Below are 18,284 nucleotides of genomic sequence, written 5' to 3' on the forward strand. Positions count from 1 at the left end.
GCGGGGCTCGCAAACCCGGCTCACTCCTCGCGCTCACCGGTTCTCCTTACCCGCCAGGTCCAGTGCCACGTCCACGATCATGTCCTCCTGGCCGCCGACCATCCGGCGACGGCCCAGCTCGACCAGGATCGAGCGGACGTCCACGCCGTACTTGGCCGAGGCCCGCTCCGCATGGCGCAGGAAGCTGGAGTAGACGCCCGCGTACCCCAGGGAGAGCGTCTCCCGGTCCACCTGGACCGGCCGGTCCTGCAACGGGCGGACCAGGTCGTCGGCGGCGTCCATCAGCGCGAACACGTCGCAGCCGTGCTTCCAGCCGTGCAGCTCGGCGACCGCGACAAAGACCTCCAGCGGCGCGTTGCCCGCGCCGGCGCCCATGCCGGCGAGCGACGCGTCCACCCGGACGGTCCGCCCGGACGGCGAGCCGAGCGGGCCGTCGCCGAGGATCCGGCCGTGCTCGACCGCGAGCACGCTGTTCGCCACACCCAGGGACAGGTTGTGGTGCGCGTGGATGCCGATCTGCGTCTGGGGTTCCAGCACCTGCCGGTACGCGTCGACGCGCTGCGCCACGTCGGACATCAGCAGCCGCCCGCCGGAGTCGGTGACGTAGACGCAGTGCGCGCCGTACGACTCCATGAGCTTGGCCTGCGCGGCCAGCCCGGCCGGGTCGTTGAGGTGCGACATCATCAGGAACCCGGAGACGTCCATGTCGTTCTCCCGGGCCCAGGCGATGTGCTGGGCGGAGATGTCCGCCTCGGTGCAGTGCGTGGCGATCCGGACGCTCGTCACGCCGAGCGCCTTCGCCGCCTTCAGGTCGGCAATCGTGCCGATGCCCGGCAGCAGCAGCGTCGTCAGCCGCGCGGTGGTCAGCACCTCGGAGGCGGCGGCGATCCAGTCCGCGTCGGCGGCGGCGCCGTGCCCGTAGTTGACGCTGGAACCGGCCAGGCCGTCGCCGTGTGCCACCTCGACCGCTGCCACACCGGCCGCGTCGAGCGCGGCGGCGATGGTACGCACCTGGTCGACGGTGTACCGGTGGGCGATGGCGTGCATGCCGTCGCGCAGCGTCACGTCCTGGATGTAGAGGTCGGTCATCGCGCACTCACCTCCCGCAGCGCCACCAGCCGCTCCGCGGTACGCAGCGCGGCCGACGTCATGATGTCCAGGTTCCCGGCGTACGCGGGCAGGTAGTGCCCGGCGCCGGAGACCTCCAGGAAAACCGACACCTGCAGGCCGGTGAAGTGCCGGCCCAGCACCGGCGCGTACGTGTCCACGGAGTCGAACTGCACGTCCTGCTTGAGCCGGTAGCCGGGGACGTACTCCTGCACGGCCTTGACCATGTCGGCCACCGAGGCGGCGATCGCGTCCCGGTCGGCGTCGGCGTCCGGGCACAGGCAGTAGACGGTGTCGCGCATCAGCAGCGGCGGGTCGGCCGGGTTCAGCACGATGATGGCCTTACCGCGCTCGGCGCCGCCGACCACCTCGATGGCGCGGGCGGTGGTCTCGGTGAACTCGTCGATGTTGGCCCGGGTGCCGGGCCCGGCCGACTTCGAGGCGATCGAGGCGACGATCTCGCCGTACGCGACGGGGGTGACCCGGCCGACCGCGTGCACGATCGGCACGGTGGCCTGCCCGCCGCAGGTCACCATGTTGACGTTCGGCTCGTGCAGGTGCTCGTCGAGGTTCACCGGCGGCACCACGTACGGGCCGATCGCCGCCGGGGTGAGGTCGACGACGGTACGGCCGTGTGCCCGCAGCACCTCGTCGTGACGCTTGTGCGCGCCGGCCGAGGTGGCGTCGAAGACGAGCTGGACATCGGCGAACTCGGGCAGCGCGACCAGCCCGTCGACGCCCTCGGCGGTGGTGGTCACGCCGAGCCGGCGGGCCCGGGCCAGACCGTCCGAGGCCGGGTCGATGCCGGCCATGGCCACCATGCGCAGGCTCTCACTGAGCCGCAGCACCTTGATCATCAGGTCGGTGCCGATGTTGCCCGACCCGAGCACCGCCACTCCGACGCTCATGAGCTGGTCTCCTTCGAGAAACAGGTACGCACCGAGCCGAGCCCGGAGATGCGGGCCTCGTACGCGGCACCGGGCGTGACCGGCACCATCGGGCCGAGCGCACCGGAGAGCACCACGTCGCCGGCCTTGAGCGGGTCGCCCGCCCGGGCCATGGTCGCGGCCAGCCACTGCAACGCGTGCAGCGGATTGCCGAGGCAGGCCGCGCCCGCGCCGACCGAGACCGGCTCACCTCCGTGCTCCAGCACCATGCCGCACAGCCGCAGGTCCACGTCGGCGAGCCGCCGGGGCGCGGTGCCGAGCACGAACAGTCCGCTGGAGGCGTTGTCCGCCACCGTGTCCACGATGGAGATGTCCCAGTCCGCGATCCGCGAGTCGACGATCTCGATGGCCGGCAGCACGTGGTCCACCGCCCGGATCAGGTCGACTGTGGTGACCCGCTCGTCCGGCAGGTCCGCGCCGAGCACGAAGGCGATCTCCGCCTCCACCCGCGGCTGGAGCAGCCGGTCGATCGGCACCTCGACGCCGTCGCCGACGGCCATGTCGTCGAAGAGCACCCCGAAGTCGGGCTGGAAGACGCCGAAGCTCTCCTGCACGGTCCGCGACGTCAGGCCGATCTTCGCGCCGACGCGGCGGTGCCCCTTGCCCAGGCGCTGCCGGGTGTAGACCTGCTGCACCTGGTACGCGGCCTCGATGTCGCCCTCGGGCAGCAGCCGGCCGCGCAGCGGCGGGCAGGGCTTCCCGTCCTGCCGGGCCACTGCCAGTTCCCGGTTGGCGGCCTCGATGTCCACGGTCATGGCGGCTCCTCGCTTACGTCGCTGGGGATTCCGGCCATTCTGCCCACGCCCGTTCATGTGAGGTCCACGCAGACGTTTGTGAGCTCCGAATAGAAGTCGAGCGAGTGCACGCCGCCCTCGCGGCCCACACCCGACGCCTTCACCCCGCCGAACGGGGTGCGCAGGTCGCGCAGGAACCACGTGTTGACCCAGACGATGCCGGCGTCGAGCCGGGCGCCGGCCCGGTGCGCCCGGCCCACGTCCCGCGTCCACACCGTCGCCGCCAGGCCGTAGGCGGTGCCGTTCGCGAGCGCGAACGCCTCGTCCTCGTCGTCGAACGGCGCGACGTGCACCACCGGGCCGAAGATCTCCTCCTGGTTGGTGCGGGCGTCCGCCCCCAGTCCGGTGAGCACCGTCGGCTGCACGTACGCCCCGCCGTCGCGGGCGTCGCCGAAGCGCGGCGCACCGCCGCCGGCGCGGACCTCGGCGCCCTCGGTGCGAGCCAGCGCGTAGTGGCCGAGCACCTTGTCCCGGTGGCCGTGCGAGATGAGCGGCATGTTCGCCGTCGCCTCGTCGTCCGGCCAGCCGTACGCCAGCTCGCCGGCGCGCTCGGCCAGCCGGGCGGTGAACTCCTCGAACACCGGCCGCTGCACGTAGATGCGCTCGGTGCACAGGCACACCTGGCCGCCGTTGGTGAAGCTGGACCGCACCGAACCGGCGACCGCCGCGTCCAGGTCGGCGTCGGCGAACACCAGGCCGGCGTTCTTGCCGCCCAGCTCGAAGCTGACCGCCTTCACGCCGTCGGCGGCGGCGCGCATGATCGCGCTGCCGGTCGCCGACTCGCCGGTGAACGTGATCGCGTCCACGCCCGGGTGCCGGGTCAGGTGCTCGCCGGCAGAGCCGGGACCGAAGCCGTGCACCAGGTTGAACACGCCGTCGGGCACGCCCGCCGCGGCCATCACCTCGGCCAGCAGCGTGGCCGAGGCCGGGGTCTCCTCGCTGGGCTTGACCACCACGGCGTTCCCGCAGGCCAGGGCCGGGGCGACCTTCCAGGTGAGCAGCAGCAGCGGCAGGTTCCACGGCACGATCACCGCGACCACGCCGACCGGCTTGCGGACCGCGTAGTTCAGCGCCCGGCCCCCGGCCGGGGTGACAGTGGTGAACGACTCGGTGGGCGCGGTGGCCACGATCTCGGCGAACGCCCGGAAGTTGGCCGCACCGCGCGGGATGTCGAGCGTCCGGGCCTGCGAGATGGCCTTGCCGGTGTCCGCCACCTCGGCGGCGACCAGGTCGTCGAAGCGCCGTTCCAGCTCGTCGGCGACCCGGCGCAGCACCTCGGCGCGTTCCCGCTCCCCCATCCGGCCCCACGGGCCGCGCAGCGCCGACCGGGCCGCGGCGACCGCGTCGTCCACAGTCGAGCGCGACGCCTCGGCCACCTCGAACACCGGCTCGCCGGTGACCGGGCTGCGCTTGGTGAACCGGCTGCCGGCGTCGACGAACTCACCGCCGACGAAGTTGCGCAGCAGTCCGGGTCCGTCCGGCGCGTGGCCGGTCATCAGCCGGGGATCCCAGAGCGTCATCGCCGCCTCCCCAGCGCCGCGCGGACACCACCGGCCAGCAGCGCGACCGCTCCGGCCGCCACCGCGCCGACCACCGCGTACTGCGCGCGCACCCGGCGGCGCACCTGCGCGTACGGGGTGGTGGAGAAGGACACCAGCTCGTACTGGGAGACGTAGCGGCCCGGCAGCGCCCGTTCCAGCGCGTGCTCGACCTGCTTGCGGGTGCGGAACACCGGCGAGGCGACCTTGTCCCGCATCTCCACGAAGTTCGCCAGCGCCATCCGGGCGATCGCCTCGGCGTTGTCCTGGCGGCGGTGCTGGAACAGCGGCAGCGCGGCGGCCCACTCGTCGTCGCACTCGTCGAGGCAGCGGTCCAGTTCGACCACGTCCTCGAACGCGCAGTTCGCGCCCTGGCCGTAGAACGGCACGATGGCGTGCGCGGCGTCGCCGATCAGGCCGACCCGGCCGGCCACCTGCCACGGCGTGCAGCGCACCGTGCCGAGCACGCCGACCGGGTTGTGCTGGTAGTCGTCGATCAGGTTCGGCGCGAGCGGAACCAGGTCCGGGTAGTGGGTGGCGAAGAACCGCTCGATCGCGGCCGGGCTGCTCAGCGACGCGAAGCTGCGGGTGCCGTGGGTGGGCCAGAACAGCGTGCAGGTGAAGGAGCGGTCCGGGTTCGGCAGCGCGATCATCATCGAGGTGCCGCGCGGCCAGATGTGCAGCGCGCCCGGGTCGAGCGCGAACTCCCCGCCCAGCGGCGGGATGGTCAGCTCCTTGTAGCCGTAGTCGAGGAAGTCCAGGCTCTCGGTCACTCCCCCGTACGCGAGCAGTTGCCCGCGCACCGCGGAGCCGGCGCCGTCGGCGCCGAGGACGACCGAGGCGGTGGCGGTGACCTTGCCCTGCGGGGTCTCGAACGTCATCCCGCCGCCGAGCGGGTCGAGCCCGACCAGCCGGTGGTCGAACGCGACGCGCACGTTCGGCAGCGCCGCGGCGGCGTCGAGCAGCGCGTTGTTCAGCGCGCCCCGGCTGATCGAGTTGATCGCCCGGTCCCCGGAGCCGCTGTACGACTGGAACTCCGGCTCACCCTCGACCGGGTGGATCATGCGGCCGCGCATCGGCAGCGCGTCCGCCATCACCTCGTCCTCCAGGCCGATGCGGCGCAGCGCGTCCAGGCCGCGCTCGGACAGCGCCAGGTTGATCGACCGGCCCCGCTCGACGGTGCCGGTACGCGGGTCGGGCCGCCGCTCGTAGAGGGCCACCGGGTAGCCGCGCCGGGCCAGGTAGCAGGCCAGCAGGCAGCCGGCCAGCCCGGCGCCGACCACCGCGATCTCGTCGCGCTCGCCTCTCGCGCTCATGAGCCCTCCTTCTCCACAGTCACCGCCAGCGCCTCGGCGACCCGCCAGCAGTCCTGGTACGTGGAGTACAGCGGCACCGGCGCGAACCGGACGATGTCCGGCTCCCGGGCGTCGGCGATCACGCCGTGCTCGTGCCGCAGCCGCTTGGTCAGCTCGTTCGCGCTTCCGACGCCGATCCGCACGGAGAGCTGGCAACCACGACGGGCCGGGTCGCGCGGGGTGACCACCGTGAGCGGGCGGCCGGGCGTCACCTCGTCGAGCAGTTGCTCCAGCCAGGCGGTGAGCCGCAGGCTGCGCTCGCGCAGCGCCGGCATGCCGACGGAGTCGAACAGCTCCAGCGACGTCCGCACCGGGCCCATCGCGAAGATCGGCGGGTTGGAGATCTGCCACGCCTCCACTGTGGCCGGCGGCCGGGACACCGGCGTCATCTCGAACCGGGTGGCCGCCTCCGTGCTCCACCAGCCCTCGAAGCGCGGGATCGACGGGTCGCCGAGGTGCCGCTCGTGGACGAAGACGCCGCCCAGCGCACCGGGGCCGGAGTTGAGGTACTTGTACGAGCACCAGGCGGCGAAGTCGACGTCCCAGTCGTGCAGCGCCAGCGGCACGTTGCCGGCGGCGTGCGCGAGGTCCCAGCCGACCACCGCGCCCGCGGCCCGGCCGGCGGCGGTGACGGCGGGGATGTCCATCAGCTCGCCGGTCAGGTAGTTCACGCCGCCGAGCATCAGCAGCGCCACCGTGTGGCCCTCGCGGGCCAGGAAGTCCAGGACGTCCTCGGTGCCGAGCGTGTCGGAGCCGGGGCGCGGCCTGAGGCGTACCACAGTGGTGTCCGGGTCCAGGCCGTGGAAGCGGGCCTGACTGCGCACGGCGTAGCTGTCGGAGGGGAACGCGCTGTCCTCGATGACGATGCGGGTGCGCTCGCCGGCCGGCCGGTAGAAGCCGACCATCAGCAGGTGCAGGTTGACAGTGAGGGAGTTCATCACCACGGTCTCCGCGGGCAGCGCGCCGACCAGACGGGCGGCCGGCGCGGTCAGCAGCTCGTGGTAGGGCAGCCAGGGCCGCTCCGACTCCAGGTGCCCCTCGACACCGAGGCGACTCCAGGCGTCCAGGTCGGCGAGGAGTTCGTCCCGGGTCGCCCGGGGCTGGAGGCCGAGCGAGTTGCCGGCCAGGTACGCCGTGTCGGGGTAGCGCCCGCCGTCGGCGGGTGGGATGTGGAACAGGTGCCGGTGGCCGGGGTCCGCGGCGTCGCGGCGGAGGGCTTCGGTCTCGGGGGTGTGCATGCTGTTCTCTCTCGTCACATCGCGGTGCGGGCCGACCACAGCTCCGGGAAGACCACCCGGGCCATGCTGCGCTGCAACCATGCCAGTCCGGCGGAACCACCGCTGCCGACCTTGGCGCCCATGGTGCGCTGGACGGCCTTGACGTGGTTCCAGCGCCAGTCGCCGAACTCCTCGGCGATCTCGGTGAGCGCGTCGCCGAGCAGGCGCAGGTGGTTGTCCGGGCCGTTGTCACCGTAGATCCGGACCCACGCCGCCTCGACCGCCGGGTGTGCCTCGTGCTCGGTGTTCACGTCCCGGGACAGCAGCTCGGCCGGCACGTCGAAGCCCTTGCGGGCCAGCAGCGCCACCACCTCGTCCCAGAGGCTCGGGGTGGCGAGCGCGGCGGTCAGCTCGTCGTACACCTCGGTCTGCCTGCGGAACGGGCGGATCAGCGCGCGGTCGCGCAGGCCGAGCAGGAACTCCAGCTGGCGGTACATGGCGGACTGGAAGCCGGAGCCCTCGCCGAGCCGGTCGCGGAAGCGGTTGAAGTCGGCCGGGCTCATCCAGCGCAGGCCGTGCCAGGCGGCGTTGAGGCCCTCCAGGTGCAGGGCGGCGCGGCGCAGCGGGGGCAACGCCTCCCAGATCCGGTCCTCGCGCAGTTCACGCTTGGCGTGCCGCAGCTCGTGGCAGGTCAGGCCGAAGTACAGCTCCATGATCTGGCTGATCATCAGGAAGGACATCTCGCCCGGGTCGTCGCTGAGCGGCTCCTGGAGCCGGTGCAGCGTGCTGGCCCGTACGTACGCGTCGTACGGCACGCGGTCGGCGAACTCCAGCGTCGGCTCGCCGCCGTTGCGTGCCGCCCGAGCCGCCCGCTCCTGGGGGGTTACCGGGCGCACCGCCGTCGTCTGTTCCACAGTCATTCTCCGTCCGTGCGCGGGGTAGACGTCATGATCCCGCTGGTGGGCGACCGAATGGAATGCCTGTTCAACGGCGGTATGGTGGTCTCACTTCGCGAACCGAAACCATCTCGCGTCGCCGTCTTTACGGAAGGAAGGTCCGCCCGTGGACGACATGGACTGGGCCCTGCTGCGCGAGCTCCAGGCCGACGCCCGGCTGTCGTACAGCGAGCTGTCCCGCCGGGTCCACCTGTCGCCGCCCGCTGTGGCCGAGCGGGTGCGGCGGCTGGAGGAATCAGGCGTGATCACCGGCTACCACGCCCACGTCGACCTCACCCGGGCCGGGCGCACAGTGCTCGCGCTGATCCGGATGTCCTGCTACGGCGCGCGCTGCATCCTCAACGACCCCGAGGTCACGGGCTGGCCGGAGATCATGGAGATCCACCGGATCACCGGGGACGCGTGCAGCATGCTCAAGGTCGCCGCCGCCGACATGGGCGAGTTCGAGGAGGTCATCGACCGCCTCGCGCCGTACGGGCAGCCGTCCAGCACGATGGTGCTCTCCACCCCGCTGGCCTGGCACCCCGTGGTCAAGGCGCCTCGTTAGCTTCCCCCGTCCCCCGGGAAAGCAGGCGCCGCTGCCCGTCAGTGGTCCGGCGCACCGTCGCGCCGGGAGGGGGGAACCATGCGAGGGCTCCTGTCACATCGTGCGCTGTCGTCCCTGTTGGGCCTGCTCGGCCTGGTGGCGACGTTCGTCCTGACCACCGCGCCGCCGGCCCGGGCCGGGGAGAACGTGTTCATCGAGGTGACACCGAACAGCGTCCAGGCCGGTTCCCGGGTCAACCTGCGGGCCGGTTGCGACAACAGCAACAACCGCCAGGCGCAGGTCACCTCGGACGCCTTCGGGCGGGTGGTGCTGCGGCCGGACAACGGCTTCCTCACCGGATCGGTCACCGTGCCCGGCAACAAGGAGCCGGGCGACTACCCGGTGAACCTGGACTGCTCCAACGGCAACACCGCCTCGACCATGCTCACCGTGCTCAACATGGCGCAGCCGAGCAAGGGGCCGGCGACCGGCGGCGGTGGCACCGCGGGTGGCCGGGGTACCGGCTCGCTGCTGCTTGTCGGTGGTCTGGTCGCGGTGGCAGTGGTTGCCGGTGTGAGCGCCCGCCGCAAGACCGGCGGCCGTGCCTGACGAGAGGTGCCGCAATGGCCCGCTCATCGCGCCGCCGGGACGACCGTACCGGCCCGGCGGCGGACCGCACCCGCCGCGCCGCCGCACGCCCCGGCCGCCGGTCGCCGGAGCGCGCCGTACGGCTCCGGGCCGCGCTGCGGCTGACCGCCGCGGCCGCGCGCCGGTTCGCCCACGTGGCCGGGCACGCGTTCTCGGCCAGCGTCACCACCGCCGACCCGCAGTCCCGGCCGGTCAGGGCCCGCGCCGCCAGGACCACCACCCGCCGGTACGCCCCGAGCCGCAGCCCCGGTGTCCCGGTGCTCGTGGTGGCGAGCGTGATGGCGCTGATCGTGGCCATGCTCGGGGTGGAACGGGTGACCGGGGTCAGCGTGCTGCCGGACCGGATCGTCGCCGGCCTGCGCCCGCCGCCGAAGAAGTTCCCGGTGCTGCCGGCCAGTCCACCGACCGGCCTGAGCATCGGCAAGCTCGACCTGCGCGCGCCGGTGCACCGGGTCGGCATCGCGCCCGACGGCAGCATCGCGGTGCCGGACGTGGAGCGGGCCGGCGAGGTCGGCTGGTACGACCAGGGCCCGACCCCCGGCCAGTACGGCCCCGCGGTGCTCGTCGGGCACGTCGACACCACAAGCGGTCCGGCCGTCTTCCACGGGCTGAAGGAACTGGACGACGGCGACCGGATCGAGGTGACCCGCGAGGACCGCTCGGTGGCGGTGTTCGAGGTGACGTCGATCGAGCGGTACGGCAAGGAGAAACTGCCGGTGGAGGACGTCTACGGCGACTTCAGCCGGCCCAACCTGCGGCTGATCACCTGCGGCGGGCGCTGGGTGGGCGGCGAGACCGGGTACGCGGACAACCTGGTCGTCTACGCCTCGCTGGTCAAGGCGCGCTGAGCGGGCCGGTGAGCGGGCCGGTCAGGCCGCCTCGGTCTCGGGTTCGCGCAGGTCGAGCCAGTCCGCCCAGCGCGGATCGGGGGCGCGGTGCCCGAGCACCCGCCAGGCGGCTCCTTTGGGCGCGGCCGGGAGGTGGTGCAGCCGCCAGCCCAGCTCGGCCGGCGTCTTGTCGCCTTTGGTGTGGTTGCACCGCGCGCACGCGGCGACCACGTTCTCCCAGGCGTGCCGGCCGCCCCGGCTGCGCGGGAAGACGTGGTCGATGGTCTCGGCCGGCCCCCGGCAGTACGCGCACCGCCACCCGTCGCGGGCGAACACGGCCCGCCGGGACAACCCGATGTGGGTGCGGTACGGCACCCGGACGTAGCGGGTCAGGCGTACCACCGAGGGCACCGGTAACGCGTTGCGCGCGCTGTGCAGGATCCCCTCGCCGTCGGCGACACAGACCGCCTTGGCGGAGAGGACGAGAATCGCGGCACGACGCACCGACACGACGCACAGGGGCTCGTAGGTGGCGTTGAGAACGAGTGCACCGGAGCCCGCCGTGGGTCGTATGTCAGGCATCGCGCTCACCCTCCCGGTCCAGTCGCTCCCGCCTCGTGCGCGTCGGAACCGCCCCGCGGACAGCGCGGAACGGCTCCGACGCCGGCCGGATCACCGACGTCCGTTGCGCCAATAGTCCCTGATCGCGCCCCGGATTGCACGTACTAATCCGGGCTGTCCCCGCCGGTAGCGACACTTCGCCGAGGTGGCGGTGTCCGCCGCCCGTCACCGGTGCGGTACGAAAGCAGAGTGAACGTCTCCGACCTGATCTCCGCCGTGCTGGCCGCCGTCTCCGACCGACGGCCGGACTGCCAGGGCAGCAGCTCATGCGAATGGGTGTACCGAGTGACGAACTCCGCCTGGTTCGCCGAGAGCAGCTACTGGATCCTGCTGAAGCCGCTGCGGGTCGCGCTGATCCTGCTGATCGCCGTGACCGCACGCTGGGCGTTGCACCGCACCATCAACCGGCTGGTGCGGACCACCACCGAGGGCGCGGTGCCGACCATGCTCCGCCCGCTGCGCGAGCGGATCCCCAGCGCCACCCTCGATCCGGAGCAGTTCGTGCCGGAGCGGCGGCGGCAGCGCGCCGAGGCGATCGGGTCGGTGCTGCGCAGCATGGTCACCGCGTTCGTCTTCGGCATCGCGCTGCTGATGGTGCTCAAGGAGTTCAGCTTCGACCTGGCCCCGCTGCTGGCGAGCGCGGGCATCGCCGGCGTGGCCCTCGGCTTCGGCGCGCAGAGCCTGGTCAAGGATCTGATCGCCGGCCTGTTCATGCTGATCGAGGACCAGTACGGCGTGGGCGACATGGTGGACCTCGGGGAGGCCAGCGGCGTCGTGGAGGCGGTGGGCCTGCGGGTGACCAACGTCCGCGACGCCCGGGGCGTGCTCTGGTACATCCGCAACGGCGAGATCGTCCGGGTCGGCAACAAGAGCCAGGGCTGGGCGCTGGTCGTGGTCGACCTGCCGATCGGGTTCGCCGGCACCGAGGAGGCCCTCGCGGTGCTGCGTACCGCGGCGGCGTCGGTTGCGCTCGACCCCGAGTTGGCGCCGCAGATCGTGACCGAGCCCGAGGTGCTCGGCGTCGAGCAGATGACTGTCGACGGCGCGGTGATCCGTACCGTCGTCAAGACCACCGCGGACGCGCAGTTCGCGGTCGGTCGCGAGCTGCGCCGACGCCTCGCGGAAGCGCTGGAGAACTCCGGGATCGTCGCGCAGATCGCGGCCGCCCGGCTGTTCCCGGGCCTGCCGGTCCAGCCGCCGGCGCCGCCCGCGGCCGAGGGTACGGGCACCGGCGGACCCACCTGAGCCGCCGGACGAGCCGGACCAGTTTCCGGGGGTCGCGCGCCGCGCGGCCCCTCGGGTATCGTCCGTTCGTTCAGTCGGAGATGCGACGATCAATCCGTTCGCCCTAGCCAGTTGTCAGACGATCGGGCAGAATCCGGTGCACACGCTCCACCGGGGGGCGTGCTCGTGTCCTCGCTGATCGGTTGATCTGACGACGGTTCCCGGTCGGGCCATCACAAGTGGTCGACCAGGAACGATGGAGGCGACGGTGTCCGACGCGCGACCCGCCCGGGAGGGCCCGGCCACCTTCCGGGACGTCTTCGGTCAGTCGGAGTTCCGCGCCATCTTCGCCGCCAACACCCTCTCCTGGGTGGGTGACTACCTGGCCCGGGCCGCGGTCACCGTGCTCGTCCTGCGCGAGACCGACTCGGTCGCGCTCTCCGCCGCCGCGTTCGCCGCCAGCTACCTTCCCTGGCTGGTCGGCGGCCCGCTGCTCTCCGCGCTCGCCGAGCGGCACCGCTACCGGCGCGTCATGGTGGTCTGCGACCTCCTCCGGATGGCGCTGATGGCGCTGGTCGCGATGCCCTGGATGCCGACCTGGTCGGTCTTCGCGCTGATCTTCCTGGCCACGCTCGCGAACCCGCCGAGCCAGGCGGCGCGGTCGGCGCTGATGCCGCACATCCTGACCGGGGACCGGCTGGTCGTGGGCCTGTCCGCGTTCACCAGCGCCGGCCAGGCCGCCCAGGTCGTCGGCTACCTGATCGGCGCCACCGTGGCGGCGCTCAACCCGAACACCGCACTGCTCGTCAACGCCGTGACCTTCGCCGTGTCGGCCGCGCTGGTCCGCTTCGGCGTCCGCGAGCGGCCACCGGCGATGACCGAGGTGCACCGCAGCCACCTGCTGCGGGAGACCGTCCAGGGCTTCCAGATCGTCTTCGAGCGGCCGGTGCTGCGCGCCATCGCGGTGCTGGTGTTCAGCGCGATGCTCTTCTCGATCGTCCCCGAGGGCCTGGCCGCCGGCTGGGCCGCCGACCGGACCGACGGCCGGATGGACGCCGGCACCGCCCAAGGGCTGATCATGGCCGCCGTCCCGGTCGGATACATCCTCGGCGGGCTGACCATCAGCCGGCTCGTCGGCCCGGAGCGGCGACTGACCCTGGTGCGACCGTTGATGATCATCGCGCCGGCGACACTCGTACCCGCGCTGCTCAATCCGCCACCGGCGGTGGTTGCGCTGCTGGCCGCCGGGTGCGGCTTCGCCGTCGCCGGGCTCGTCCCGGTCGCCAACGGCCTGTTCGTGCAGGCGCTGCCGGACGGATTCCGGGCCCGGGCGTTCGGCGTCATGGCCAGCGGCACGCAGATCATCCAGGGCGCCGCGGTACTGGCCACTGGTGCCCTCGCCGAGCGCTTCTCGGTCCCGTCGGTGGTCGGCGTGTGGAGCGCCGCCGGAGTGCTGATCATGACCGTGGCGGCACTCGCCTGGCCCCGGCCGCAGGTGATCCACGAGGCCGTCGAGGCTGCCCGCGCCGAGTCGGCTACCGGCGCCGGAACCCCGCACGCGCCCTCGCACGGCCCCGCGTCGGGTGACCGGAACCGCGAGCACGGCCGGCGCCGGCACGCGGTGACGTGATCCGCGCCGCCCGGCGGGCGGGCGCGGGCGCCGGGCCGCACCTGGCAGGATGGAGGCGTGACTTCCCCAGGCGAGTCGATGAGCCTCTTCGAGGCGATCGGCGGTGAACCGGCCTTCCGCAAGCTGGTGGACGAGTTCTACGCCGGCGTCGCCGACGACCCGCTGCTGCGGCCGATGTACCCGGAGGAGGACCTGGGCCCGGCGGCGGACCGGCTGACCCTGTTCCTCATCCAGTACTGGGGCGGCCCGCACACCTACTCGGAGCAGCGCGGGCACCCGCGGCTGCGGATGCGGCACGCCCCGTTCCGGATCGGCGCGGCCGAGCGGGACGCCTGGCTGCGCCACATGCGCCGGGCGGTGGACACGCTCGACCTGCCGCCGCAGCTCGCCGCCGCGCTCTGGGACTACCTGGAGCGGGCCGCCTACTTCATGGTGAACGTGATGGAGGATCCGGCCGCCGGCTGAGCCCGGCTCAGAGCAGGGCGCCCTCGTCGTGCAGCCAGTCCACGAACGTCACGGCGACGGCGGCGCCGCAGTCGAGCATCTCGACGAGCAGCGCGTCGTGGGCGCCGGCACCGAGCGGAACCTGCAGCTCGGCGTAGATCGGGAGCTGACCGCGCTCGGTCGGGTCACCGATGTACGCCTTGCAGAAGCGCCGGGTGTGGTTCCACTCGTTCACCACGCGGTAGGCCCGGTCGGCCCAGTCCGGCGGGACCGTCGCGTGCGGACGGGCCCGCATCACGAGGATCTCGTCCTCCGGGCCCTCCAGCGCGATGAGCACGGCGTGCCGCTCCCACATGGCCAGCAGGTTGCCGTCGCCGTCGGCCAGATAGCGGACGTCGAGCAGGTCGAGCGCGTCACAGACCCGGCTCAGCGTGACCGGCGCGACGGTTGCCGGCATGTCCGCGAGGACCGGCCTCTCGGGTGGCGCCACGTCGTCCCCCGGCTGGCGAGGGGTCGGTGGCCCGACCCGGATGGTGTCATCCACTGTGGTCCCGCTTCGAGTCTCCGGCTCCCCGCCAGCGGCGGGACCAGGGCGCCATGACCACCACGGCATCGCTCGCGCACCTCACTCCCCAGCGGATCCGGACGCCTACGGTGCGTTGGATCCGAGGATGGACGGTACCCGGACAGACGGCGTGAGGCATCCCCCCAACGACCGCCCCAAACCGGAAGGACGAAGTGGGGTCATCCGTTCGGGTGATCCGTCGTCGGCCTGAGTGCAAGATCGGCGACGGTACGCGACCAGGCCGCCCCGAACGGTCCGACGAGCCCGACCCATCGGCCGGCCGTCCGCACCTGAACGTCGTCCGCGCCGGAGCCGAGGAAACCCATCCGGACCAGAGCCTGCACCAGCCGCTGCGACACCTCAACCGGGGTGCGCGGCGCCTCGTCCGGGGTCACCACCACGGCGACGTGGTCCAGCAGAGCGTCCCGCAGCACCCGCTGCCCGACCGCGCGGCCCGCCACGCCGTGCGTGGCCGCCTCGCGCAGTGTCCCGGCCGCCGCCTCCGCGATCCGGCGCAGCTCGGCGCCGGGCAGCGCCTCCACCGCCCGGCTCGCCGCCGGTGGGAGCTGCCACCGCCAGCCGTCGTCCCGGCGTACCGGAAGCGCGGCGCCGCCGGCGGAGAGTTCCGCCAGCAGCTCCCCCGCGGCCACCGTGGCGTCCCCGGGAGCGGTGCCCGGCACGGTACGGACCACGAGCACGCCCCACGGCAGCCGCGCCCAGAGGGCGGTACGGCCCGCGCCCGGCACCGGCCGCAGCCGGACCACTGTGGCCGGATCGAACCGGACCAGCCGGGCCAGGAAGGCCCCAGCGTCGGCCGTCCCGGTCAACCCGTGCCCGGTCATGCGCTCAGCCCCGGCGCGTAGCGGAGCAGGAACGCCCGCTCCTCCGGCGAGATCCGGCGCGGGCGTTGCGCCGTCAGGTCGAACGGCACCAGCAGCGACCGGGCGGTGCCGGCCAGCGTGTCGCCGTCGTACAGCTCGTACGCGACCGAGAAGGAGGCGGCCCTGATCTGGTCCACCCACAGCTCGATCCGCACCGTCGGTGCGGCCTCCGCGCTGGCCCGGCCGAGCGCGTAGTCGACCGGGCGCAGGTAGTCGACCTCGTGCCGGCGGATGACCACGCCGTCGGCGAACGAGCCCACTCCCCACGCCCGACCGCCGGCGAACATCATCGCCACCCGGGCCTCCTCGTAGAGCGTGAGGAAGCGGGCGTTGTTGACGTGGCCGTACGCGTCCAGGTCGGACCAGCGCAGCGCGCAGTGGTAGACGAAGCGGTCAGTCACGGGTGAGCTTGCGGTAGGTCACCCGGTGCGGCCGGGCCGCCTCCGCGCCGAGCCGGTCGACCTTGTTCTTCTCGTACGCCTCGAAGTTGCCCTCGAACCAGAACCACTTGGCCGGGTTCTGGTCGTCGCCCTCCCAGGCCAGGATGTGCGTGGCGACCCGGTCCAGGAACATCCGGTCGTGGGAGATGACCACGGCGCAGCCGGGGAACTCCAGCAGCGCGTTCTCCAGGCTGGACAGCGTCTCCACGTCCAGGTCGTTCGTCGGCTCGTCGAGCAGGATCACGTTGCCGCCGATCTTCAGCGTCAGCGCCAGGTTGAGCCGGTTGCGCTCGCCGCCGGAGAGCACCTTCGTCGGCTTCTGCTGGTCCGGCCCCTTGAAGCCGAACGCGGCGATGTACGCCCGGGACGGCATCTCGACCTTGCCCACCATGAGGTGGTCCAGCCCGTCGGAGACGACCTCCCAGACGGTCTTGTCGCCGTCGAGGCCCTGCCGGTTCTGGTCGACGTACGACAGCGAGACGGTCTCGCCGACCCGGACCGAGCCGCTGGTCGGCTGCTCCAGCCCGACGATGGTCTTGAACAGCGTGGTCTTGCCGACGCCGTTCGGGCCGATGATGCCGACGATGCCGTTGCGGGGCAGCGAGAACGACAGGTCGTCGATCAGCACCCGGTCACCGAACGCCTTGGTCAGGTTCTGCGCCTCGATGACCGTGTTGCCCAGACGCGGGCCCGGCGGGATCTGGATCTCCTCGAAGTCCAGCTTCCGGGTCTTCTCCGCCTCGGCGGCCATCTCGTCGTAGCGGTCCAGGCGGGCCTTGGACTTGGTCTGCCGCGCCTTGGCGTTCGAGCGGACCCACTCCAGTTCGTCGGAGAGGCGCTTGCGCATCTTGGCGTCGCGGCGCCCCTCGACGGAGAGCCGGGCGGCCTTCTTCTCCAGGTAGGTGGAGTAGTTGCCCTCGTACGGGTAGGCCCGGCCGCGGTCCAGCTCCAGGATCCAGTTGGCCACGTTGTCCAGGAAGTACCGGTCGTGGGTGATCGCCAGGACGGTGCCGGCGTACTTGGCCAGGTGCTGCTCCAGCCACTGCACGCTCTCCGCGTCCAGGTGGTTGGTCGGCTCGTCGAGCAGCAGCAGGTCCGGCGCCTCCAGCAGCAGCTTGCACAGCGCCACCCGGCGGCGCTCACCACCGGAGAGCTTGGTGACGTCGGCGTCCGGCGGCGGGCAGCGCAGCGCGTCCATGGCGAGTTCGAGCTTGGAGTCGATGTCCCACGCGTCGGCCGCGTCCAGGTCTTCCTGGAGCTTGCCCATCTCCTCCATCAGCTCGTCGGAGTAGTCGGTGGCCATCTGCTCGGCGATCTTGTTGAACCGCTCCAGCTTGGCCTTGGTCTCGGCGACCGCCTCCTCGACGTTGCCGAGTACCGTCTTCTCCTCGTTGAGCGGCGGCTCCTGCGCGAGCATGCCGACGGAGTAGCCGGGCATGAGCCGGGCCTCGCCGTTGCTGGGCCGGTCCAGCCCTGCCATGATCTTGAGGAGGCTGGACTTGCCGGCGCCGTTCGGACCGACCACCCCGATCTTGACACCCGGCAGGAAGTTCAGCGTCACGTTGTCGAGCACGACCTTGTCGCCGTGCGCCTTGCGCGCCTTGTCCAGGACGTAGATGAACTGGGCCACGGTGCGGGCTACCTCCGTCGGTTGCGATCGCGGGCTTGTCGGGTGCGGGGCGGGGGGCGCCGTCTGCGCCTGCCGCCGCCGGCCGGGAGCCGGCCGCGCGCACGCCGCCGTCAATCCTGACAGGTACGGACCGCCACGCCCACATCACCCCACCCCAGGGGTACGGCGGCGAGCCGCGTTGCCGACACCGGTACTACTCGCTAACGTCTGCAGTATGACCAAGAAGATCGCCATCAGCGTCCCCGACGACGTGGCCGAACGACTGGCCCAGGAGCCGAACGTCTCCGCGTTCGTCACCGAGAGCGTGCGGCAGCGGATGGCGGGAGAGCGCACCCGGCGCGCGCTCCGGCAGGTCGGCTTCCGGCTGTCCGACGGCGGGCTCGCCGACGCGGGCCACGCGCTCGACGAGGCCCAGGCGAAGATCACCCCGGAGCTGCGCGCCCGGGCCGCCGCGTTGCTGAGCGAGTCGTCACGTGGACGGCTGACCCGTGACTGACGCGGGGCTGGTGCTCGACACTGCCTGCCTGCTGGCCTACGCGGAAGGCACCGAGGCGGTCGGGGAGCAGATCGCGTCGGTCGCGGACCGGGGGCAGACGGTGATCGTGCCGGCGCTGTGTCTCGCCGAGGCGTACCGGCACGTGGCCGTGGACGGCTGGCGCCTGCTGGACGTCCTCGGCGATCTCGACCACGTGGTCGTCACCGCCGTGGCGCACGACATGTGCATGTTCCTCGGCGGCTGGTCGCGCACGCTCCTGAGCATGGACCTCGCCCAGGTGGCGCTGGAGGCCGCACGGGCCACCACACCGATCATGAGCGACCGGCGGGAGCTGCTCGGTGAGGTGCTGCCGAAGGAGTGGCCGATCATCGACCTCTGAGCCCCGGATGTCGACAAGATCACGCGGTGGGTTCGGCGGTTCTGGGACGGGTAGGTAAC

At 72.4% G+C, this 18,284-nt stretch carries 20 protein-coding genes; 8 read left to right on the forward strand and 12 right to left on the reverse strand.

The window, feature by feature from the left end; genetic code table 11:
- Window positions 1-33: 33 nt before the first annotated feature.
- From dmpG to KSK32_RS05070, 7 genes are read right to left on the reverse strand one after another with little or no spacing between them, the layout of a single operon-like run.
- Entirely contained in the window at window positions 34-1,089 is a 1,056-nt protein-coding gene (dmpG, locus tag KSK32_RS05040; protein ID WP_216928924.1) for a 4-hydroxy-2-oxovalerate aldolase, read from the reverse strand.
- Window positions 1,086-2,015, reverse strand: coding sequence for an acetaldehyde dehydrogenase (acetylating) (locus KSK32_RS05045; protein WP_216928926.1), 930 nt, complete (start codon window positions 2,013-2,015; stop codon window positions 1,086-1,088). Before KSK32_RS05045 ends, dmpG begins: the two co-directional genes overlap by 4 nt.
- Window positions 2,012-2,809, reverse strand: a complete 798-nt coding sequence (locus KSK32_RS05050; protein WP_216928939.1) for a 2-keto-4-pentenoate hydratase — start codon at window positions 2,807-2,809, stop codon at window positions 2,012-2,014. Before KSK32_RS05050 ends, KSK32_RS05045 begins: the two co-directional genes overlap by 4 nt.
- A 53-nt stretch (window positions 2,810-2,862) precedes the next feature.
- The gene (locus KSK32_RS05055) at window positions 2,863-4,344 is read right to left on the reverse strand and encodes a 2-hydroxymuconic semialdehyde dehydrogenase (protein ID WP_216935822.1); all 1,482 of its coding nucleotides are present in this window, start codon (window positions 4,342-4,344) and stop codon (window positions 2,863-2,865) included.
- A gap of 20 nt (window positions 4,345-4,364) precedes the next feature.
- Window positions 4,365-5,702: an NAD(P)/FAD-dependent oxidoreductase gene (locus KSK32_RS05060; RefSeq protein ID WP_216928941.1), complete on the reverse strand. Its 1,338-nt coding sequence runs from the start codon at window positions 5,700-5,702 to the stop codon at window positions 4,365-4,367.
- On the reverse strand, window positions 5,699-6,979 hold the full coding sequence (gene kynU / locus KSK32_RS05065) for a kynureninase (protein WP_216928943.1): 1,281 nt from the start codon (window positions 6,977-6,979) through the stop codon (window positions 5,699-5,701). Before kynU ends, KSK32_RS05060 begins: the two co-directional genes overlap by 4 nt.
- A 14-nt stretch (window positions 6,980-6,993) precedes the next feature.
- Window positions 6,994-7,878, reverse strand: coding sequence for a tryptophan 2,3-dioxygenase (locus KSK32_RS05070; RefSeq protein WP_216928945.1), 885 nt, complete (start codon window positions 7,876-7,878; stop codon window positions 6,994-6,996).
- A gap of 142 nt (window positions 7,879-8,020) precedes the next feature.
- Here KSK32_RS05070 and KSK32_RS05075 point away from each other — a divergent pair, with 142 nt between their 5' ends.
- The 3 genes from KSK32_RS05075 (at window position 8,021) to KSK32_RS05085 (ending at window position 9,936) form a co-directional block, all read left to right on the forward strand.
- Window positions 8,021-8,461 carry an Lrp/AsnC family transcriptional regulator gene (locus KSK32_RS05075; protein ID WP_018786920.1) on the forward strand — a complete coding sequence of 147 codons (441 nt, stop codon included), beginning with the start codon at window positions 8,021-8,023 and terminating at the stop codon, window positions 8,459-8,461.
- A gap of 78 nt (window positions 8,462-8,539) precedes the next feature.
- Entirely contained in the window at window positions 8,540-9,049 is a 510-nt protein-coding gene (locus tag KSK32_RS05080; protein WP_216928947.1) for a hypothetical protein, read from the forward strand.
- A gap of 14 nt (window positions 9,050-9,063) precedes the next feature.
- Entirely contained in the window at window positions 9,064-9,936 is an 873-nt protein-coding gene (locus tag KSK32_RS05085) for a class F sortase (protein WP_216928955.1), read from the forward strand.
- Window positions 9,937-9,957: 21 nt separating this feature from the next.
- Here the strand turns inward: KSK32_RS05085 and KSK32_RS05090 are convergent, their stop codons facing one another.
- Complete coding sequence (locus KSK32_RS05090) at window positions 9,958-10,497, reverse strand: HNH endonuclease (RefSeq protein WP_026268250.1); 540 nt, start codon at window positions 10,495-10,497, stop codon at window positions 9,958-9,960.
- 228 nt (window positions 10,498-10,725) lie between these two features.
- Here KSK32_RS05090 and KSK32_RS05095 point away from each other — a divergent pair, with 228 nt between their 5' ends.
- The 3 genes from KSK32_RS05095 (at window position 10,726) to KSK32_RS05105 (ending at window position 13,855) form a co-directional block, all read left to right on the forward strand.
- Complete coding sequence (locus KSK32_RS05095; RefSeq protein ID WP_374226692.1) at window positions 10,726-11,781, forward strand: mechanosensitive ion channel family protein; 1,056 nt, start codon at window positions 10,726-10,728, stop codon at window positions 11,779-11,781.
- 235 nt (window positions 11,782-12,016) lie between these two features.
- Window positions 12,017-13,390 carry an MFS transporter gene (locus tag KSK32_RS05100; RefSeq protein ID WP_216928959.1) on the forward strand — a complete coding sequence of 458 codons (1,374 nt, stop codon included), beginning with the start codon at window positions 12,017-12,019 and terminating at the stop codon, window positions 13,388-13,390.
- A 78-nt stretch (window positions 13,391-13,468) separates the two neighbouring features.
- A complete protein-coding gene (locus tag KSK32_RS05105) occupies window positions 13,469-13,855 on the forward strand; it encodes a globin (RefSeq protein ID WP_216935824.1) in 387 nt (128 codons plus the stop codon).
- A 7-nt stretch (window positions 13,856-13,862) separates the two neighbouring features.
- Here KSK32_RS05105 and KSK32_RS05110 read toward each other — a convergent pair whose 3' ends face one another.
- From KSK32_RS05110 to ettA, 4 genes are all read right to left on the reverse strand, one after another.
- Entirely contained in the window at window positions 13,863-14,447 is a 585-nt protein-coding gene (locus tag KSK32_RS05110) for a YbjN domain-containing protein (protein WP_216928961.1), read from the reverse strand.
- 131 nt (window positions 14,448-14,578) lie between these two features.
- On the reverse strand, window positions 14,579-15,241 hold the full coding sequence (locus tag KSK32_RS05115; RefSeq protein ID WP_216928963.1) for a hypothetical protein: 663 nt from the start codon (window positions 15,239-15,241) through the stop codon (window positions 14,579-14,581).
- Window positions 15,238-15,681 carry a thioesterase family protein gene (locus KSK32_RS05120; RefSeq protein ID WP_216928965.1) on the reverse strand — a complete coding sequence of 148 codons (444 nt, stop codon included), beginning with the start codon at window positions 15,679-15,681 and terminating at the stop codon, window positions 15,238-15,240. Before KSK32_RS05120 ends, KSK32_RS05115 begins: the two co-directional genes overlap by 4 nt.
- Window positions 15,674-17,350, reverse strand: a complete 1,677-nt coding sequence (gene ettA / locus KSK32_RS05125; protein WP_216928967.1) for an energy-dependent translational throttle protein EttA — start codon at window positions 17,348-17,350, stop codon at window positions 15,674-15,676. Before ettA ends, KSK32_RS05120 begins: the two co-directional genes overlap by 8 nt.
- Window positions 17,351-17,564: 214 nt before the next feature.
- On the opposite strand from ettA, the gene KSK32_RS05130 reads away from it, so the two are divergent.
- Both KSK32_RS05130 and KSK32_RS05135 read left to right on the forward strand, forming a co-directional pair.
- Window positions 17,565-17,846 (forward strand): hypothetical protein, encoded by a 282-nt coding sequence (locus tag KSK32_RS05130; RefSeq protein WP_216928969.1) that lies wholly within the window; start codon window positions 17,565-17,567, stop codon window positions 17,844-17,846.
- Entirely contained in the window at window positions 17,839-18,225 is a 387-nt protein-coding gene (locus KSK32_RS05135; RefSeq protein ID WP_216928970.1) for a hypothetical protein, read from the forward strand. The genes KSK32_RS05130 and KSK32_RS05135 overlap by 8 nt, the downstream gene beginning before the upstream one ends.
- The last annotated feature ends 59 nt before the right edge of the window (window positions 18,226-18,284 follow it).

The sequence above is a fragment of the Micromonospora sp. WMMB482 genome, from assembly GCF_019038635.1.
Taxonomy (GTDB): Bacteria; Actinomycetota; Actinomycetes; order Mycobacteriales; family Micromonosporaceae; genus Micromonospora; species Micromonospora marina.

What these genes read in the sequence shown, in the direction of transcription:
- dmpG (WP_216928924.1), bottom strand. Translation starts at nt 1,089, where the DNA reads ATGACCGACCTCTACATCCAGGACGTGACGCTGCGCGACGGCATGCAC.
- KSK32_RS05045 (WP_216928926.1), bottom strand. Translation starts at nt 2,015, where the DNA reads ATGAGCGTCGGAGTGGCGGTGCTCGGGTCGGGCAACATCGGCACCGAC.
- KSK32_RS05050 (WP_216928939.1), bottom strand. Translation starts at nt 2,809, where the DNA reads ATGACCGTGGACATCGAGGCCGCCAACCGGGAACTGGCAGTGGCCCGG.
- KSK32_RS05055 (WP_216935822.1), bottom strand. Translation starts at nt 4,344, where the DNA reads ATGACCGGCCACGCGCCGGACGGACCCGGACTGCTGCGCAACTTCGTC.
- KSK32_RS05060 (WP_216928941.1), bottom strand. Translation starts at nt 5,702, where the DNA reads ATGAGCGCGAGAGGCGAGCGCGACGAGATCGCGGTGGTCGGCGCCGGG.
- kynU (WP_216928943.1), bottom strand. Translation starts at nt 6,979, where the DNA reads ATGCACACCCCCGAGACCGAAGCCCTCCGCCGCGACGCCGCGGACCCC.
- KSK32_RS05070 (WP_216928945.1), bottom strand. Translation starts at nt 7,878, where the DNA reads ATGACTGTGGAACAGACGACGGCGGTGCGCCCGGTAACCCCCCAGGAG.
- KSK32_RS05080 (WP_216928947.1), top strand. Translation starts at nt 8,540, where the DNA reads ATGCGAGGGCTCCTGTCACATCGTGCGCTGTCGTCCCTGTTGGGCCTG.
- KSK32_RS05085 (WP_216928955.1), top strand. Translation starts at nt 9,064, where the DNA reads ATGGCCCGCTCATCGCGCCGCCGGGACGACCGTACCGGCCCGGCGGCG.
- KSK32_RS05090 (WP_026268250.1), bottom strand. Translation starts at nt 10,497, where the DNA reads ATGCCTGACATACGACCCACGGCGGGCTCCGGTGCACTCGTTCTCAAC.
- KSK32_RS05100 (WP_216928959.1), top strand. Translation starts at nt 12,017, where the DNA reads ATGGAGGCGACGGTGTCCGACGCGCGACCCGCCCGGGAGGGCCCGGCC.
- KSK32_RS05105 (WP_216935824.1), top strand. Translation starts at nt 13,469, where the DNA reads ATGAGCCTCTTCGAGGCGATCGGCGGTGAACCGGCCTTCCGCAAGCTG.
- KSK32_RS05110 (WP_216928961.1), bottom strand. Translation starts at nt 14,447, where the DNA reads ATGCCGTGGTGGTCATGGCGCCCTGGTCCCGCCGCTGGCGGGGAGCCG.
- KSK32_RS05115 (WP_216928963.1), bottom strand. Translation starts at nt 15,241, where the DNA reads ATGACCGGGCACGGGTTGACCGGGACGGCCGACGCTGGGGCCTTCCTG.
- KSK32_RS05130 (WP_216928969.1), top strand. Translation starts at nt 17,565, where the DNA reads ATGACCAAGAAGATCGCCATCAGCGTCCCCGACGACGTGGCCGAACGA.